At 66.1% G+C, this 17,377-nt stretch carries 18 protein-coding genes; 9 read left to right on the forward strand and 9 right to left on the reverse strand.

What is annotated here, in order from left to right; all coding sequences use genetic code 11:
- Positions 1-6 precede the first annotated feature (6 nt).
- On the forward strand, positions 7-654 hold the full coding sequence (locus tag ACN9M1_RS16300) for a response regulator (protein WP_426395991.1): 648 nt from the start codon (positions 7-9) through the stop codon (positions 652-654).
- A gap of 13 nt (positions 655-667) precedes the next feature.
- Here the strand turns inward: ACN9M1_RS16300 and ACN9M1_RS16305 are convergent, their stop codons facing one another.
- Positions 668-1,462: an aquaporin gene (locus ACN9M1_RS16305; protein ID WP_426395993.1), complete on the reverse strand. Its 795-nt coding sequence runs from the start codon at positions 1,460-1,462 to the stop codon at positions 668-670.
- 141 nt (positions 1,463-1,603) lie between these two features.
- On the reverse strand, positions 1,604-3,082 hold the full coding sequence (locus ACN9M1_RS16310; RefSeq protein ID WP_426395995.1) for an MFS transporter: 1,479 nt from the start codon (positions 3,080-3,082) through the stop codon (positions 1,604-1,606).
- A 125-nt stretch (positions 3,083-3,207) separates the two neighbouring features.
- On the opposite strand from ACN9M1_RS16310, the gene ACN9M1_RS16315 reads away from it, so the two are divergent.
- Positions 3,208-4,038, forward strand: a complete 831-nt coding sequence (locus tag ACN9M1_RS16315; RefSeq protein ID WP_426395997.1) for a helix-turn-helix transcriptional regulator — start codon at positions 3,208-3,210, stop codon at positions 4,036-4,038.
- 11 nt (positions 4,039-4,049) lie between these two features.
- On the opposite strand, the gene ACN9M1_RS16320 is transcribed toward ACN9M1_RS16315, so the two are convergent.
- Both ACN9M1_RS16320 and ACN9M1_RS16325 read right to left on the reverse strand, forming a co-directional pair.
- Positions 4,050-4,640, reverse strand: coding sequence for a hydrolase (locus ACN9M1_RS16320; protein WP_426395998.1), 591 nt, complete (start codon positions 4,638-4,640; stop codon positions 4,050-4,052).
- A 26-nt stretch (positions 4,641-4,666) separates the two neighbouring features.
- The gene (locus ACN9M1_RS16325) at positions 4,667-5,101 is read right to left on the reverse strand and encodes a PaaI family thioesterase (protein ID WP_426396000.1); all 435 of its coding nucleotides are present in this window, start codon (positions 5,099-5,101) and stop codon (positions 4,667-4,669) included.
- 294 nt (positions 5,102-5,395) lie between these two features.
- On the opposite strand from ACN9M1_RS16325, the gene ACN9M1_RS16330 reads away from it, so the two are divergent.
- On the forward strand, positions 5,396-6,523 hold the full coding sequence (locus ACN9M1_RS16330) for a porin (protein ID WP_426396002.1): 1,128 nt from the start codon (positions 5,396-5,398) through the stop codon (positions 6,521-6,523).
- Position 6,524: 1 nt separating this feature from the next.
- On the opposite strand, the gene ACN9M1_RS16335 is transcribed toward ACN9M1_RS16330, so the two are convergent.
- Positions 6,525-7,586, reverse strand: coding sequence for an ABC transporter substrate-binding protein (locus ACN9M1_RS16335; RefSeq protein WP_426396004.1), 1,062 nt, complete (start codon positions 7,584-7,586; stop codon positions 6,525-6,527).
- A 157-nt stretch (positions 7,587-7,743) separates the two neighbouring features.
- Between ACN9M1_RS16335 and ACN9M1_RS16340 the strand changes: the two genes are divergently transcribed.
- A complete protein-coding gene (locus ACN9M1_RS16340; RefSeq protein WP_426396006.1) occupies positions 7,744-8,424 on the forward strand; it encodes a response regulator in 681 nt (226 codons plus the stop codon).
- Complete coding sequence (locus tag ACN9M1_RS16345; protein ID WP_426396008.1) at positions 8,402-9,859, forward strand: sensor histidine kinase; 1,458 nt, start codon at positions 8,402-8,404, stop codon at positions 9,857-9,859. The genes ACN9M1_RS16340 and ACN9M1_RS16345 overlap by 23 nt, the downstream gene beginning before the upstream one ends.
- Before the next feature lie 15 nt (positions 9,860-9,874).
- Here ACN9M1_RS16345 and ACN9M1_RS16350 read toward each other — a convergent pair whose 3' ends face one another.
- The 4 genes from ACN9M1_RS16350 to ACN9M1_RS16365 form a co-directional block, all read right to left on the reverse strand.
- A complete protein-coding gene (locus ACN9M1_RS16350; protein WP_426396010.1) occupies positions 9,875-11,551 on the reverse strand; it encodes an S-layer protein in 1,677 nt (558 codons plus the stop codon).
- A gap of 246 nt (positions 11,552-11,797) precedes the next feature.
- Positions 11,798-12,340: a DUF4142 domain-containing protein gene (locus tag ACN9M1_RS16355; RefSeq protein ID WP_426396012.1), complete on the reverse strand. Its 543-nt coding sequence runs from the start codon at positions 12,338-12,340 to the stop codon at positions 11,798-11,800.
- 29 nt (positions 12,341-12,369) lie between these two features.
- Positions 12,370-12,777, reverse strand: a complete 408-nt coding sequence (locus ACN9M1_RS16360) for a DUF2795 domain-containing protein (protein WP_426396014.1) — start codon at positions 12,775-12,777, stop codon at positions 12,370-12,372.
- Positions 12,778-12,899: 122 nt separating this feature from the next.
- Positions 12,900-13,382, reverse strand: a complete 483-nt coding sequence (locus ACN9M1_RS16365) for an RrF2 family transcriptional regulator (protein ID WP_426396016.1) — start codon at positions 13,380-13,382, stop codon at positions 12,900-12,902.
- A 229-nt stretch (positions 13,383-13,611) separates the two neighbouring features.
- Here ACN9M1_RS16365 and ACN9M1_RS16370 point away from each other — a divergent pair, with 229 nt between their 5' ends.
- From ACN9M1_RS16370 to ACN9M1_RS16385, 4 genes are all read left to right on the forward strand, one after another.
- A complete protein-coding gene (locus ACN9M1_RS16370) occupies positions 13,612-14,817 on the forward strand; it encodes a globin domain-containing protein (protein WP_426396018.1) in 1,206 nt (401 codons plus the stop codon).
- A gap of 82 nt (positions 14,818-14,899) precedes the next feature.
- Positions 14,900-16,357: a PLP-dependent aminotransferase family protein gene (locus tag ACN9M1_RS16375; RefSeq protein ID WP_426396019.1), complete on the forward strand. Its 1,458-nt coding sequence runs from the start codon at positions 14,900-14,902 to the stop codon at positions 16,355-16,357.
- An 84-nt stretch (positions 16,358-16,441) separates the two neighbouring features.
- Positions 16,442-16,879: a carboxymuconolactone decarboxylase family protein gene (locus ACN9M1_RS16380; RefSeq protein WP_426396021.1), complete on the forward strand. Its 438-nt coding sequence runs from the start codon at positions 16,442-16,444 to the stop codon at positions 16,877-16,879.
- Positions 16,880-16,928: 49 nt separating this feature from the next.
- Positions 16,929-17,357: an SRPBCC family protein gene (locus tag ACN9M1_RS16385; protein WP_426396023.1), complete on the forward strand. Its 429-nt coding sequence runs from the start codon at positions 16,929-16,931 to the stop codon at positions 17,355-17,357.
- Positions 17,358-17,377: the final 20 nt, after the last annotated feature.

Genomic DNA, 17,377 nt, shown 5'->3' on the forward strand with positions numbered 1-17,377 from the left:
CGCGGCATGCCAGCTGTCTTGTCGATCGTGGTGGCTGACGACCATCCGGTGATCCTGATGGGATTGACGTCCGCCATTGCGCAGTTTCCGCAGCAGCGCATCGTCGCGCAGGCGCAGGATGGCCGCGAATTGATGCAGGTGCTCAAGCATGTCGACTGCGATGTCATCGTCACCGACTACAACCTGAACGGCGAGCCTGCCTACGACAGCATGCAATTGCTGGTGCGCTTGCGTAAGCGGTATCCGAAACGCCCGATCGTGGTCTGCACCATGGTCAACAATCCGGCGCTGCTGCGCACCATGCGGCAGATCGGCGTGCTGGGCATCGTGAGCAAGGGCGATGACCTGGCCCATGTTGGCCACGCCATCTCAGCGGCCTCGCGCGGGGTGCAGTACTTCAGCCCGCGCATTCTTGAAGAGGCTGGCTTTCATATCAACGAGCGTGAGGCTATCCAGGCCCTGAGCGCGCGCGAGCGTGAGGTGGTGCGCCTCTACGCGAGCGGCATGGCGGTGTCGGACATCGCGCAGCAGCTCGGCTCCAGCATCAAGACCGTCAGCACGCAGAAGACGACGGCGCTGCGCAAGCTCGGTCTCGTCCGCGAGACAGAGCTGTTCCACTACGCGCGTACCAGCGGGCTGACCTTTCTCCGCTGATCGGGCATTTGCCTTAGCCGGCGCGGCGGCTAATGGGCATGCGCAATGTGGGTCCGGTCGAGGCGGCATGCGAGGTGTTCGACGGTTGCGACGCCTCCGTGCCTATCAGCCAATGAAACAGCGGCGTTGCCAGCAAGGTGCCCGCCAATTGCGCGAGCACATAGCCCGGCACATCCGCCGGGTGAATGCCCGAGGGGCCATCGGTCAATGCACAGGCCAGGGCCAACGCCGGATTGGCCACCGACGACGAAGCGGTGAACCAATACCCCGCCGCGATGTAGGCGGCCACGGCCAGCGGCAGTTGCTTGGGTGCATGCCGCCCGCACGCCATCCCCACACCGATCAGCCCGAACGTGGCCAGCGCTTCGCTCCACCATAGCGCGGACCCCGTGGCGGCATGCGTACCTGCCGCCCACACCGGCATGCCGTACATGGCATGGGCAGCAGCCACACCGAGCGCGGCCCCCACGGCTTGTGCCATCAGATAGGCCAACGCTTCGCGCCCGCACAGGCTGCCTCGCAGTACCGCCGACAGCGTGACCGCCGGGTTCAGATGCGCGCCGGACACCGGGCCGAACATCGTCAGTAGCGCAAACAACCCCGCGCTGCCCGCGAGCGATTGCGCCAGCAGTGTCCACGTGGCATCGCTGCCGGAGAGACGGCTGGCGTGGACACCGGTGCCGATCACCACCGCAATCAGCAATGCTGTCCCCAGCCCTTCCGCGACGAGGCGGCGTGCAAGCGGGACGGTGGACGGTGCATCGGCGGCTAGTGACGTTGAGGGGCGAAGCGGGGAGACAGGGGCCATGCGCAAGCAGAGAGCAGACAGCAGACAGAGATCGATGCCAAGCGCATCACGCGGGCGAGTGTGGAATCTCTGTGCTGGCCGATCAATGCACTGCGGCGCGCTTGTGTCGAGCGCCGCGGTATGGAATGACGGGCCCGGCGTTCAGGCGGCACTCACGGCGCCGGTTGCCACCATGTGCCGCTGCTGCGCGCCCAGCCGCGCAAATCCCACAGCTGCGGCACCCAGCGCGGCCAGCATGGCCAGGCACCCGGCCATCGTGCCGTGCGCCATGCCAGCGGCGCTGCCGTCCCCGGCGAACATGAAATACAGCCCGCCGATGCATGCCACGCCCAGCGCGCCCGCCAATTGCTGCGCCGTGATCAGCAGCCCCGCAGCGGCTCCAGCCTGCGTGCGCGCCACGCCGGTCAGCACCAGGCCAATCAACGGAACGACGACCAGCCCCTGCCCCGCGCCGTACAGCGTGACGGCAATGCCGATGCGCGTCATGTCGGGGGTGGCGGGGTGCACCCAGCTTGTGCCGAAAGGTGCGCCGAAGCCCGACAGCAGCGCCATCAGCCCGAGCGCCATCAGCCCAAGACCGCCCAGCAGCGCACGTACGCCAAACCGCCGCACCAGCGCATTGGCGAGGCGCGAGGTGACAAGGAACGCAACCGCCAGCGGCAGGATCACTACCCCCATGTGCAGCGCCGAGAGATGCCGTCCGTTCTGCAGATACAGCGTCAGTACCAGGAAGAACGCCATCATCCCGATGTAATGCAGCGCCGACGCGGTCAGGCCCGTCATGAAGGCACGATGCTGCAGCAAGGCGGGCGGCAGCAATGGCGTACCGCCTGCGCGGTCAACGCGCGCTTCAAGCTGCTGGAACGTCGCCATGCCGAGCAGGCCCACGGTCAGCAGCGCGAGACTCCACACCGGCCAATGCAGCTCTCGACCGAACAGCAACGGCACGAGCACGGCCGCCACGCTGATGGCCATCCAGGTCACGCCGACCGTGTCGAGGTGGACTTTCGCAGCGTTGGGCGTCGGGCGTGGAATCCAGCGCCAGCCGAGCAGCGCTGCCGTTAGCCCCACCGGCACGTTGATCAGGAAGGCCGAGCGCCAGCCCAGCCCGGCAATGTCTGCGCTGGTGAGTGCGCCGCCCACCAGCAGCCCGGCCGCGCCGCCGGTGCCCATTACTAGCCCGAAGATTGACAGCGCGCGGTCGCGCTCGGTGCCGGCGAAGAGCGCCTGCACGCTCGCCAGCACCTGCGGCACCAGCATCGCGGCGGACAGCCCTTGCGCAAATCGCCAGGCGATGAGCGCCGCCGCACTGCCCGCCAGCCCGCAGCCGGCCGATGTGGCGGTAAAGGCCACCAGCCCGAGCAGGAACACGCGCCGCCGCCCGAACAGATCGCCCAGGCGGCCACCGGTGATCAGCAAAATGGCATAGCCGAGCTGGTACACCGCCAGCACGGCCTCTAGTTGCGCGGGCGTTGCGTGCAGAGTCGCGCGGATGCTCGGGATCGCCACATTGGCGATGAACGCATCCACGATGAACATGAATTGCGCCGTCACCATCACACCAAAGGCGAGCCAGCGGCGCGGTTCAGATGGGGTTGAGGTCGAGGAAACGTGGGTCACGATCGGCTCCGGAAGAGAGAGGTGAACGCAGCGTAGGTACCCGAGCCGATTCGATGCAGAGCTAGGATTAACCTAGGATTGAGTTGTCCCTCCCACCCTTGCGCGCCGTTGTGTGTAATGCACCCATGGACGATTTCACTGCAGACCTGGCCCCCCTCCCCGCCGCGCCCCGTAACGAGCTGGGCGAATTCCTGCGCAGCCGCCGCGGCCAGTTGCGCCCGCAGGATGTCGGCCTGCCCGAGGGCAGCGGGCGCCGCCGCACGGCCGGCCTGCGCCGGGAGGAAGTCGCGCAGCTCGCCAACATCAGCATCGACTGGTATGTGCGCATCGAGCAGGGGCGCGACGTGCGGCCTTCGGTGGCGACCATCGAGGCGATCGGCCGGGCGTTGAAGCTGTCATCGGATGAGCGTGCCCATATGCGGGGTCTGGCGCGTGCAGAAGCGGTTTTCCCGGCGGTGCCGGGGCAGTCCGCCGCTGACGCGGTGCCCGACGTGTTGCGCCGCGCCGTCGCCGGCATGGCCCTGCCTGCGCACGTGCGCAGCTACCGCACCGACCTGCTGTGCTGGAACGATGCCGCTTCGCAGCTCTTCATGGATTTCGGCACGATGCCGCCGGAAGACCGCAACGCGCTGGTCTACATGTTCCTGTATGCCAACGCGCGCGAGCGCTTTGTCGAGTGGGAGAGCGAGGCGCGCCGCATGCTGGCGAAGTTTCGCGCGGTGTACGACCCCCATGCGGACGACCGCGTCCTCGTCGCGCTGGTCGACCGGCTGCGCACCGAGAGCCGCGAGTTCGACACCTGGTGGCGCCAACACGAGGTGCGCGCCGCGCGCGCCGAGCACAAGCTGATCCGCACGCCCGGCGGCAAGATCGTCCGCTACGACTACATCGGTCTGCCGGTGATGGAAGACCCGCGGCTGCGCTTGGTGATGTACGTGCCGATGGACGGCACGTAAGTGGTCAGGGCTTAGGCCGTCAGCGCGGCGAGGATCGTCTCCGTGTCGCGCACGCGGCCCAGGCGCGGGAAGACGTTCTCGACCGATGAGCGGTGCAGCGCTGCATCGTTCGAGCTCATCGCATCCTCGGCCAGCACCAGCGCGTAGCCGTGTTCCCATGCGGCGCGCGCGGTGGATTCCACACCCACGTGCGTCGAGATACCGCCCAGCACGATGGTGGTGATGCCGCGTCGGCGCAATTGCAAGTCCAGTTCCGTGCCGTAGAACGCGCCCCATTGGCGCTTGGTGATCTGGATGTCGGCGGGTGCGACTTCCAGCTCGGCGGGCTGCTCCCACCATTGCGGCGGCAGGCCGCCGGCCGGCATCGGTGCGGGACGATCGACCGGCTGGCGCGGTGCGTCGGCGTAGTCCTGTGCCCAGCCCACGCGCACCAGCACCACGGGTGCGCCCAATGCACGAAAACGTTTCGCCAGCTTGGCCGATGTGCCCAAGACCTGCTCCGCCGAATACGGCCCCTGCGCAAACGGCAGGATGCCGCGTTGCAGGTCAATCAGTACCAAGGCAGTGGTTTTGGCGGACAGGGTTTGCAGCGGTTCAGACATCAAAGACTCCTATAAACGCGACGAGCTTACGGACGACGGATGACACACGTTGCCGTGGCATGGGCCAGCAAGGTGCCGTCCTGCGTTTTGAGCGTCCCCTCCGACACGCCGATCGTGCGCGAGACGTGCAGCACGCGGCCTTCGGCCACCAGCGGTATATCCACTGGCACCGGTTTCACCATCTTCACGTTCAGGTCGACCGTGCCATAGCCCGCGCCCGCTTCGAGCGTGGAATGCACCGCGCAGCCCGTGACGGAATCGAGCACGGTGGCCGCAAAGCCGCCGTGCACGCCGCCCAGCGGATTGAGGTGGCGCTTGTCTGCCGTGGCGATAAAGCGCACAGCGCCCGTGTCGATGGCTTCCATCGTCATCGGGATGGTTTCGCTGATGGACGCGCGTGGCAGCTCACCGCGCGACATGGCCTGCAGCAATTGCAGACCGGTCATTTGGGATGGGTGCATGGTGGGGCGGATGGTGTGGGGTTGGACGACGCGACACTCTACCGCGCGCCGGGTTTCTGCGACTGCAATGCGTTGCAACGGGCCGCGCAATAACGCCCCTCAATAACGCCCCCAATAGCGCCGCCAATGCGGGTCAACCCTCGTTGCGCGTACGCCGACGCGAAAGGCTCCAGAAAGGTGCCCCCTTCTACGCTCGCCCAGCGATTGCATCGAGCGGTCTGACCCACCGCTCTGGCGCGTTACCCAAGCCGGCATCACGACCGGACACCATTACCCACAAGGAAGGAGACTTCAATGTCCCGCATCAAGTTTGCCCTCGCGGCAACTGCAGCTGCCGCGGCCACCCTGGCCACCGGCGCCCACGCCCAGTCGTCGAACGTGACGCTCTACGGCCTGATCGACACCACCATCAGCACCGTCAGCAACGCCAATGCTGCGGGCTCGCGCCTGACCGGCTTCCAGGTGCCCTGGTTCTCGGGCAGCCGCTGGGGCCTGACCGGCAAGGAAGACCTGGGCGGCGGCACGTCGGCCATCTTCAAGCTGGAATCGGAATTTGAGACGCCCACCGGCAACATGGACACCCCGGGGGTGTTGTTCAACCGCGATGCGTGGGTGGGTCTGTCGAGCGAATCGCTCGGTAAGCTGACCTTCGGCCGCCAGAACGCGATTGCGCGCGATGTGTCGGGCATCTACGGCGACCCGTACACCAGCGAGAAGGTGACGCTGGACGAAGGCGGCTACACCAACGTCAACAACTTCAAGCAACTGATTTTCTACGCAGGCAGCGCCACGGGCACGCGCCTGAACAACGGCGTGGTGTGGAAGAAGCTGTGGGATGGCCGCTTCTTCACCGGCCTGGCCTATCAGTTTGGCGAAGTGCCGGGCCAGTTCACGCAAGGCACCACCGAGTCGCTCGCGCTGGGCTACAACGGCGACAACTTCCACCTGGCAGGCTTCGCGCAACAAGCCAAGGTCAACGGCTTCATGGACCGCTCGTACTCGGTGGGCGGCAACGTGATCTTCGGCATGTTCCGCGTGAATGCTGGCTACTTCCACTACACCGGCGAACAACCGGCCGCGCTGGGCAACCGCAAGGACGATGCCTACACCGTGTCGCTGAAGATCGCTCCGCAAGGCGCCTTCGACTACGAAATCGGCTACCAGATCATGAAGGCCGGCAACGCAGCCTTTGGTGCCGACGGCAGCACGCTCAACGCCTACTCCAACGTGGCGAACGCCACGGCATCCGGCAGCGGCCGCAAGAACACGCTGTACGGCTCGGTGTTCTACCACGTGTCCAAGCGCACCGAGTTTTACGTGGCCGCCGACTACATGAAGCTGAAGGATCAGTACATCGTGGGCAGCACCAACGGCCACAACAGCCAGACGGAGTTCGGCCTCGGCATGCGCACGCGTTTCTAAGCTAGCGTTGCTCGCGCGCCTGATCGACAAACTCGTTGGTATAGGTGCGCGAGAGGTCGATGTGCTTGTCGCGCGCGTTGGCATTGCTGGCGGCGAGGACGCGCAGGACGGTGGGTGGGCCGTCGTCCGGCATGCGTCCGTCGGTGCTGAAGGTGGGCAACGCGGCGGCAAGCGTTTTGACGTACAGCTCGGGATGATCGCGCCGGAATTCCGCCGGCATGTGTGCAGCGATCGCGTCCGCCGAGTGTGTGTGCAGGTAGCGCAAGGTCCGCACGAAGGCGCGGGCCAGTTTGGCGGCCACATCCGGATGGGCCTCCAGCCATTCGGTCTGCAGGTACAGGCACGCCGCCGGGTACGGGCCACCGAGCGCGGCGCGCGTGCTCTCCAGGGTGCGCAGATCGAGCAGGATGCGGGCCTCACCATTGCGCACCAGGCGCGAGGCTGTCGGGTCGGTGGTCATGCCGGCGTCGATGCGGCCGCTGCGCAGTGCACTGACAAAGCTCTGTTCCGCGCCGACCGGCAGCATGGTGTAGTCCGCCGCCGACAGACCCTGCTGCGCCATCAGGTAACGCGTCAGAAAACTGGTGGACGACCCCAGCCCCGTCACGCCCAGCGTGCGCCCGCGCAGATCCGGCAGGCTCTGCACCGTGGCGGCCACGCGCGTGGAAACCACCTCCGCCTCGCCGGGTACCTGGCTGAACACCACGATGGCGCGCACCTCCTTGCCCTTGGCCTGCAGGTCGATCGTGTGGTCGTAAAAGCCGACCACACCCTGTGCGAAGCCGGTGAGCAGTTCGCTCTCGGCATCCACGCCGGCGGGTTGCGAGAGCAGCTCCACGTCGAGCCCCTCGTCGCGGAAATACCCCAGGCGCTGTGCCAGCGTGGCTGGCAGGTAGATCATCTTGGCCGTGCCGCTGACCATGAGGGTCAAGCGCGTCGGGTCTTGTGCGAGGGCGTGCGAGGTTGCCACTGCTAGGCAGGCCGCGGCAACCCACTTCGGCAACGCTGTGATCCAGCCCCGGGGGCCGCGTGCGCGCGCGCCCCTGCAGGTAAAAACACCCATTGAGTTGTCTCCGGCTCTTTTGTAGATATCGGTATCGCGTCGTCCGGATGCACGCAGTGATGCATCCGGCGCGCGTAGGCAGCCGCCCCCATTCTAGGAGGCGGCAACCCGCAAATCGCTTTCATTGGGTGACTGGCCCGCCCGGCGTGGCCCTCGTATGAAGCTGCTCCTGATCGAAGACAACGCCCCCCTCGCGCACTGGCTGTCGGAAGCACTGCGCCGCGCGCACTTCACGGTGGATCATGCCACCGATGGGGAATCCGCAGATACGTTGTTGCTCACGCAACACTACGACGTAGTGCTGCTGGACCTGCAATTGCCGACGCTGTCAGGGCAAGGTGTACTGCAACGTTTGCGCGCGCGGCGCAATCCGGTGCCGGTGCTTATTCTCACGGCCAGCGGCGGGATCGACGACAAGGTCGCCTGCCTAGGTGCGGGTGCCGACGACTATCTCGTCAAGCCGTTCGAGATCCGTGAGCTGATTGCGCGCATCCAGGTGTTGATGCGGCGCAGCACGCCTGATCAGTCTGTCGAGCTGCAGTGTGGGGACCTGACCTATCACACCGGCGGCCGTACCTTCACGTTGGCCGGCCAACCGTTGGTATTGCCGGCGCGCGAGCACGCCGTGCTGGAAATCCTCATGCAGAAGCTGGGGCGGACGGTGTCCAAGCCGGCGCTCGTCAATGGCGTGTTCGGGCTGGATGATGAAGCCAGCCCCGAGGCGATCGAAATCTACATCCACCGCCTGCGCAAGAAGCTGGAGCATTCTTCGGCCACCATCGTCACGCTGCGCGGCCTCGGTTACTTGCTGCGCGATGCCTCCGCTGCCCAATCCTGACCCGCCGGGGCAGGCCGTACGGGCGCTAGCGCCCACGCGTGCGCGCAGCTTGCGTGCGCGGCTGGTGCTGTGGCTGGCGCTGCCGCTGGTCGTCTACGTGGCGGCAGATGGCTGGCTTGATCTGGCGGCCGCGCGCCACAACGCCGATCTCGTGCACTTTCACGCGCTGGATACCGCCGCACAGATGATCAACGGCCAGGTGGAGTGGGACGAAGGTCGCCTGCGGGTGTCCGTGCCGCCCGCCGCGCTGGCCGTGTTTGCCGCGCCGGAGACACCCGTGCGCGATCAGGTGGCGTACCAGGTGAGCACCGAGCATGGCCGCCTGCTGGCCGGGCGGCTCGACTTTGGTACGCGCCCCGCGTTTGACGCCACCGGCAAGCCCGACGCCGGTACCTACACCGACACCATGGAAGGCCAGCCCGTGCACGTGGCCGCCGTAGTGCGCACGATGTACGACGCCGGCCGCACCGAACGCGTCGTCACCCGCGTCGCGCAAACCATGAACGGCCGCGACGCGATGATCCGCCAGCTGTGGTGGCCCGCCACCGTGCGGCAGCTCTCACTGGTGGGGCTGGCGCTGGCGATGATCCTCATCGGCCTGACGCTGGAGTTGCGGCCGATCTTGCGGCTGGCCGGCAACGTGTCGGCACGCGAGCCGACGGACCTCGCGCCACTGGACCCCACCGGCCTGCAGCGCGAGCTGCAGCCGATTGCCGGTGCGTTCAACCAGTACCTGCAGCGCATTGCCGACAACGCGCTCACGCAGAAGCGCTTCATTGCCGATGCTGCGCACCAGATGCGCACGCCGTTGGCGATCCTCAACACGCAGATGCAGGTGGCCGCGCAAACCAACGCGGACGCCGCGCTGCATGAAGTCCTGCAAGCGGCGCGCACCAGCACGCGCAATCTGGCCGACCTGATCAACGATCTGCTGCTGCTCTCGCAGGCGGAGGCGTCACCTGCCACGAGCGAGGCGGTGGACCTTGTGCAAGTGGCCCGCACCGTGCTCGAAGACCTCGCGCTGCTGGCCGATGGCCGCCAGATTGATCTGGGCATGGAGCCGGCCGAACGGGCGGTGTGGACATCGGGCAACCGCACGCTGGTTGCTGCGCTGCTGTTCAACCTGGTCGACAACGCCGTGCGCTACACGCACGAAGGCGGCCGCGTGACGGTGCAGGTGTCGGCCGACTACGGCTGGGCCATGCTGACGGTGACTGACAACGGCCCCGGCATTCCGCCCGAGGCCTATGCGCGCGTGTTTGAGCGGTTCACACGCCTGGCGGCCCACACGCAGGGCAGCGGCCTGGGCCTGGCGATCGTGCGGCAGATCGTCGATCGCATGGGCGGGCAGATTGCGCTGGCGCCGGGGCCCGGCGGCGAGGGCCTCGCCGTGACGGTGTGGTTGCGGCGGACGGACGCGCCGGCCGCCGCATGAGCCAGCGCTGTTGCGTTACTGCACCGACACAAACACCGGGTTCGAGTAGAACCACAGGTCGTTGTAGTTGCGGTCATTGATGGCGTTGAAGCGCGCCACGTTTTCCGTCACCACCGTTTTCTGATCGGGCAGCGGGTTGCCGTTGCTGGTCTCGCCCGACACGTTCATGCCGAGGTTGGTGCCGCGCAGTCGGAAGTACTGGTTCTTGCTGGCCGTGGTGGTGAACGTGATGCTGTTGTAGCCATCCGCATCGACTTTCCAGTCGGTCTTGGTGAAGGTGGCGACGACCTTGGTGGAGTCGTTGGTGGCCTTCGCGTATTCCGGCGTGCCCGGCGCGGCCTTGGCCGTCACATCGCCCGCAATCAGATCCACGTGATCGACCACCGGGCGCATGTTGGCCTTCAGGCCGCTGCCCAGCGGGAACTCGTAGTTGTTGTGATCGGGGCTCTTGAAGCGGATGGTGATCGTCACCTTGTCGCCCGCCTTTGCGGTGAGCGTGCCGCCCATGTCGGCCGTGGCGGCGGCGGTGTCGGCGTGGAAGTCCAGCGCGTTGATCAGGTCCCCAAACACGGCGAACGATTTGCCCGAGCGCATGGCGCCCAGCAGCGTTTTCAGGTTGGAGGTGGCACCCGGGGTGCCCGGCAGCCAGATGTAGGTCTTGGCGTATTCGCCGGGGTAGTAGCCGCTGCTGAACTGCTGCGTGGCGTCGACTTCGAAATGGTGATCGGAATCGGCAAAGTTCCAGATGCGGCGGCCTTCACCCAGCAGCGCATCCCACACCCCGCCCACTTGCGCGACCACATAGTCGACGCCGCCGTAGGTGCGGTTCTTGAGGTTGGCGTCGATGTAGGCGCTGGTGTAGCCGCCGCGGTCGGGCTCCATCTGGTTGCCGACCATGCCTTCGATGCCGAACATGATGTCGGGCGCGGTGTCGTTGAACTCGCGGAAATCCGCCACCGTGTACTTGCCCGGGTTACGCGACGGGTGGTTGATCAGCCCGTAGCTGGTGCTCGGGTAGTTCGTCTTGAGCCACTTGAACGCGTTGACCACATCCGCATGCGTGGTGCCAGCGCGCGGGCCTTCCTGCTGCCAGGCGGTCACGTCGTTCGGGTCGAACAGCGAGGCGGACTGCTGCGTGAAGAAGTACTCGAACTTGTTCAGGCCCTTGCCCGAGGTCTGCAGCGTGTCGGTGCCATCGAAGATGCCGACGTTCAGGTGGTCGTGCGTGGGCATGTCCCACTCGGCGGCCGAGAAGATCAGCTTGCCCGTGTATTTGCCGGCGGCCTGTGCGCTGGCGATGGCGGGCATCTCGTATTGCATGATGCCGGCCGATGCCGCAATCGAGCCGCCCGGGAGCGTGGCGCCGGTCGCATCGCGCGGCGAGGGACGCAGGTGGTTCGACACCGCCATCCAGTCCAGGCTGTTGAGGTTGAAAGCGTGGTCGAGCACCGTCGCCAGTGGCGTGACGGCATCGGCGGATTCCGCCGTGTGCACGTGGAGGTCGCCGGTGGTCCACATGCCTTGCGGCTTGGTGGGCGGGGTGGGCGTATTCGGTGTGGTGGGGGCCGGCGTGGTGTCGGTGCTCGTCGTGGTGGTGGCGGGCGCGTCGCTGCCGCCACCGCAGGCGTACAGGCCGAGTGTCAAGCAGGCCGGCACTGCCATCGCGAGCAGCGTCTTCTTGGTTGAAAGCATGGTGGTTTCCTATCAGATGGTGGGTCGAGCAAACGCTCGCCGACCGCCCATGCGTGTGGACGGTTCTTGCGTAGATAAACGTTTGCGCCCGCATCTTGGCGCCCGACGATGACGATCTAGTGAATCTGCGACAGGGAAGGCGAAACAAGAGGCGAAACGATGGCGCGCGCGCCGAACCGTTCGGGTTGCCCGACCGCGCGCAGTGAAACGGCCCCATATCGGGGCCGAATCATGGAAGGTGCTGAGTTACTTGGCCGACTTGAGCTGTTGCGCCATCTGCAGATGCTCGCGCAGCGCTGGCAGGTTGTGTGTAAAGAACGCCTTGATGTCGGGGTCCTTGGCGTGCTTCGAGGCCTGGTCGAACAGCGAGACGGCCTCCTTGTGCGCCTTCACGCCCACCTCATCGGCGTAGGTCTTGTCGAACTTCGCGCCTTCCAGTGTATTGAGCTTGTCGACCTTGGCGCGCTCATCGGCGGGCAGGCTGTCGGGCACGGTGATGCCCTTCTGGCCCGCGAGCGTTTTCAGTTCGTCGCCGACGGCCGTGTGGTCCTTCACCATGCGCTGTGCGAAGGCGCGCACGTCGGGGTTGCTCGCACGCGTGATGGCCACCTGGCTGGCCTCGACTTCCATCATGCCCGCGGCGGCGGCCTTGGTGACGTACGTGGTGTCGGCTTTGTCCGCAGCGGCGGTGGCGGCACTCAACGCGCCAAAAAAGCCCAGTCCGCCAGCCAGGCACAGTGCGGCGACGCGGCGCATGCCGAAACGATGATTGGATCGTTGGTGTTGCATGGGAATCGTCCTCCAGTGCTGGGCGGCCATCACATTTCCTTGCCGACGGCCTTGGACACCGCGGCCGGCGTGTCGTACTCGTTGTCCGGCAGATCGCGCAGGGTCTGCAGGGTGCTGTCGTCGGCACCATTGGCTTGCGCGGTATCGAGCAGGTCCTGCTTCTTGGCCGGATACGACGCGCCCTTCAAGGCCTTCTGGATGCCGATGGGCGAATGCGTCGCATGCTCTTGCCCGCCGCTGTGCGTGCCGCGCTCATGCGACTTGGCACCTGAGCGTTCGGTCGAACCGTGCCCGCCATGCTCGGTGCGTCCGCTGTGTTGCTTCGTCTTGGATGGACTATCGGGCTTGCCGCCACCCGTGGCGTGGCTATGCGACGTCGATTGGGATGGGGCGTGTTTGTGCGCACTGCTGGCGCGCTTGTCGTGAGTCGATTTCATGACACCTCCGCAGGTCGGTTGAACGGACCGCGCCCGGAATTGGCACGGCCCACAACGTGTTCGCAGCAGCGAACATGCCTGCGAAGTGCAATGAAAGGGCAGAGATGCGAGAGACGGTGACGCTACGCGCGCGACGCCGGCTTGGCACGCACGCGCGGCATGGGCAGCGCAGTGGTCTCGCCCAGTGCGCGGTTGACGGCGTTGGGCTTGTCCACCAGATCCTGCAGCGTGTAGGCGTCTAGCACCTCGAAGTACGCCTGCAGCGCGGCGCGCAGCACGCCGCGCAATCCGCACACACGGGTGATGACGCAGTGGTTGTCTTCACCGTGGAAGCACTCGACCAGGCGGAAGTCGGGCTCGGTGGCGCGCACTACGTCGCCCAGGTTGATCTCGATGGCGGGGCGGCCGAGCGTGATGCCCCCTGCCCGCCCGCGCACCGTGTGCAAAAAGCCGTCCTGCCCGAGCTGCTGCACGATCTTGATGAGGTGGTTCTTCGGGATGTCGAACGCGTCCGCAATGCGCTGGATGGTGACCAGTTCGTCCGGGTGCACGGCCACGTAGATGAGCGTGCGCAGGGCGTAGTCGGTGTAGTCGGTCAGTCGCATGGCGAGAACGGTGGTGCCGCAAGAAAAACATTCAAGAGATCTACATCTTATCGGGAAGTTGCGGGGGAGATGCGCTGGTTTGCCGCAGGTCAATTTGTTGCTTCGCAAATGCATGTTTAATAGACTCCGTTGCAAGCGATTGCCTCATTGCCGGGCAATGCAACACAACAAAGCGTGACGGCGCCCCCGTCTTATTTGTTGCATTCATCACGCATATTTGGAGTTCACCATGCTGTCCGAGCGGTCCAAGCCTTTCATTGATGCCAGCGTTCCGGTGCTGCGCGAGCACGGTCTGACGATCACGCAGACCTTCTACCGCAACATGTTCGCCGCCCACCCTGAGCTGACCAACGTGTTCAACATGGGCAACCAGGCCAATGGATCGCAGCAGCAGTCGCTCGCCTCGGCCGTGTTTGCGTATGCCGCCAACTACGGCAACAACGCCGCGCTGGGGCCGGTGGTCAACCGCATCGTGCACAAGCATGCGGCCGTGGGCATCAAGCCGAGTCACTACCCGATCGTCGCGCGCCACCTGCTCGGCGCGATTGGCGACGTGCTGGGCGATGCCGCCACACCTGAGCTGATTGCCGCGTGGGACGAAGCCTATTGGCTGCTCGCGGCTGAACTGATTGCCGCTGAAGCGCGCCTGTACCAAAACGCGGGCAGCGGCCCCGACCACCGCCAGCCGGTGCGCATTGTGGAGCGCCGTCAGCAAGCCGAAGACGTGGTCTCGTTCACGCTCGAAGCCGTGGGGGAGGCACCGCTGGCTGACTTCCTGCCGGGGCAGTACATCTCGGTGCAGGTGGAGCTGTCGCCGGGGGTGTTGCAGCAACGTCAATACAGCCTATCGGATGCCCCCAACGGCCGCACGTGGCGCATCTCCGTCAAGCGCGACGGCGGAGACGCGGACCGCCCTGCCGGCACCGTGTCGAACTGGCTGCATGCCAACGCACGCGAAGGCGCGGTGCTGCTGGTCAGCCAGCCGTATGGCGACTTCGTGCCGCAACTGGCCACCGACAACCCGATCGTGCTGATGTCGGCCGGCGTCGGCATCACGCCGATGATCGCGACGCTCAATGCCCTGGCGCAGGAGAGCAGCGCGCGCAGGATCGTGTTCAGCCATGCGGATCGCGCCGCCGCGCACGTCGCCCATGCCGATGACCTGGCACGCGCCGCACAAGTGCTGCCGGATTTCGAGGCGCATGTGTTCCTGGAGTCAGGTGAGGACGCGGAGTTTGCGGCCCGCCCTGCACAGCCGGGCCGCATGTCGGTCGACGCGTTTGTGGCCGATGACACCGCCGATGCGGACTTCTACCTCTGCGGCCCGCTGCCGTTCATGCAGGCGCAGCGTGCGGCGCTGCTTGCCAACGGCGTGCCGGCCGAACGTATCCACCGCGAGGTGTTCGGCCCCGATCTGCTGGACGACATCCTCTAAACCGTACACCGGAGACTGCCCTGCCCCGCCGCATCCACGGCTTCCGTAGAATGGCGCAGCCCCACCGCTTCCTGCGCCCACGATGGATGTCCACCTGACGATCCACGGCCGGCACGATCTTGCCGGCCAGCTCTACCGACAACTCCGCACTGCCATCCTCGAAGGCCGCCTCGTGCCGGGAGAGCGGCTGCCTTCCACGCGCGATCTGGCCCTGCAGATTGGCGTGTCGCGCAAGACCACGCTTGATGTGTTTGAACGCCTGATCGCCGAGGGTTATCTGCAGTCGCGCGCTGGCTCGGGCACCTTCGTGGCGCAGGCTGCTGAAGGGCTGTGTGGGCGGACGCCTGCAATCTCACCCGCAGAGCAACTCACTGCGCCCACACCGCCTGCGCACGCATTCCCCACCCCGTGGAACGACCTGCCCGACGTGTTGCCGCAGCCGCGAGCGCATGTGGACTACGACTTTGTCGGTGGCGTGACGGAGAAGCGCCTGTTCCCGTTCGATGCCTGGCGCCGCTGCGTGGCCCATGCGCTGCGGCAGCAGGCACGCGGGCGCGGCGGTTATCACGACCCGGCGGGCGATCAGTCGTTGCGGCTGGCCATCGCGCGTTATCTGGCGTTCAGCCGTGCGGTGGTGTGTGGGTGGGCCGATATCGTGGTCACGCAGGGGGCGCAGCAGGCCATCGACCTGCTCGCGCGCGTGGTCGTGCGTCCGGGTGAGACGGTGGCTGTGGAAGACCCGGGCTACCCGCCCGTGCGCATCGCTCTGCAGGCACTCGGCGCCAATGTGGTGCCGGTGCCGGTGGATGCCGAAGGCCTGATCGTCGATGCGCTGCCGCCGCATGCCAAGCTGGTCTACGTAACGCCTTCGCACCAGTTTCCGCTGGGCATGCCGATGAGCCTCGCGCGCCGCGCGCAACTGCTCGACTGGGCCCGGCGCCACGATGCGCTGATCGTCGAAGACGATTACGACAGCGAATTCCGCTTCGATGGCCGCCCGATGGAATCGCTCAAGAGCCTGGACACCGCCGGCTATGTCGCCTACGTGGGCACGTTCTCCAAGACGATCTTCCCAGAGCTGCGCATCGGTTACGTGGTGCCGCCGGCCTCGCTGGCGTTGCCGTTGCGGCGCGCCAAACAGGTGGCGGATTGGCATAGCGAATCGCTCATGCAAGCGGCGCTGGCCAAGTTCATGCTCGATGGCGATTTCGCCAAGTACCTGCGTCGCATGCACAAGGAATACGCCGCGCGCCGCAATGCACTGCTGCAGCATCTGCGTGGGCCGCTTGGCGCGTGGATGGCGCCACTGCCGTCGGCGGCGGGGATCCACATGGCAGCGCAGTTGCGTGCGCCGTTGTCGGAGGCGACGGTCGTGCAGGCGGCGCAGCGCGTTGGCGTGGGCCTCTACGGCACGGGCCGCATGTATGTGGCGCGGCCGCCGCAGCCGGGCCTGCTGCTCGGCTACGGCCACGTGAATGCGGCAGAGATCGACGCCGGCCTCACGCGGCTGGCCGAAGCACTCGGCAATGTGGCTACCTAAAAGTTGCGGGGATTGGCGCTGTTCCGGAGCCACTAGAGGGCCTACGCTGGGGGCATCCGTCACCCCAAACCGTTGGAGCCGCCCGTGGAACCCCGTCTCGATTACAACAAGAGCAATCCCGCTGCCATGCAGGCCGTCCTCGGCCTTGAAAAGGCGCTGAGCAAAAGCACGCTCGAAAAACCGCTGACCGAACTCGCGCGCCTGCGCGCGTCGCAAATCAACGGCTGCGCCTACTGCATCGACCTGCACACCGCCGATGCGCGCAAGGCCGGCGAAGACAACCGGCGCCTGGCCACCGTCTCCGTCTGGCACGAAACGCCGTTCTTTACCGACCGCGAACGCGCCGCGCTGGCGTGGACGGAAGCCGTCACGCTGGTCGGCGAAACCCGCGTGCCGGATAACGTATGGCACGCGGTGCGCGCGCAGTTCTCTGATGCAGAGCTGGTCGACCTGACCCTGCTGGTGTGCACCATCAACACGTGGAACCGGCTGGCGATCAGCTTCCGCAAGCTGCCGGGATAACGGCCACCTATACTCCGCAGCACCGGCGCGTGCCACACACGGAGGCCTCATGCTGCACAACGTCCGCACTCTCAGTATCAATGTGGAACGTCACTTTGACGACGTGGCCGCCTTCCTGGCGGAGCCGCTGAACTTTCCGATCTGGGCGACGGGGTTGTCGGACGGGCTGACGCCGGGCACGCAGGGTTCGGGCTCCGCGCCCGATGAGTGGATTGCCAGCGCACCCGGCAGCGACGAAGGCGCCGTGTTCATCCGCTTCAGCCCACCCAACACCTTTGGCATTGCCGACCACTGGGTGCGCCTGCCCGATGGCAGTGTGGTCTACGTGCCGCTGCGCGTGGTGCGCAACGGCGCGGGCACTACCGTCTCGCTCACGCTGTTTCAGCAGCCCAACATGGACGACGCGCAATTCGACGCCGACGCCGAGTGGGTACAGCGTGACCTGGTGAAACTCAAGACGGTGCTTGAAGCGGAATAGGCGTGCGTGCGCGTTAGACC

Origin of the sequence: Ralstonia sp. R-29 (assembly GCF_049913345.1) — a bacterium.
Taxonomy (GTDB): domain Bacteria; phylum Pseudomonadota; class Gammaproteobacteria; order Burkholderiales; family Burkholderiaceae; genus Ralstonia.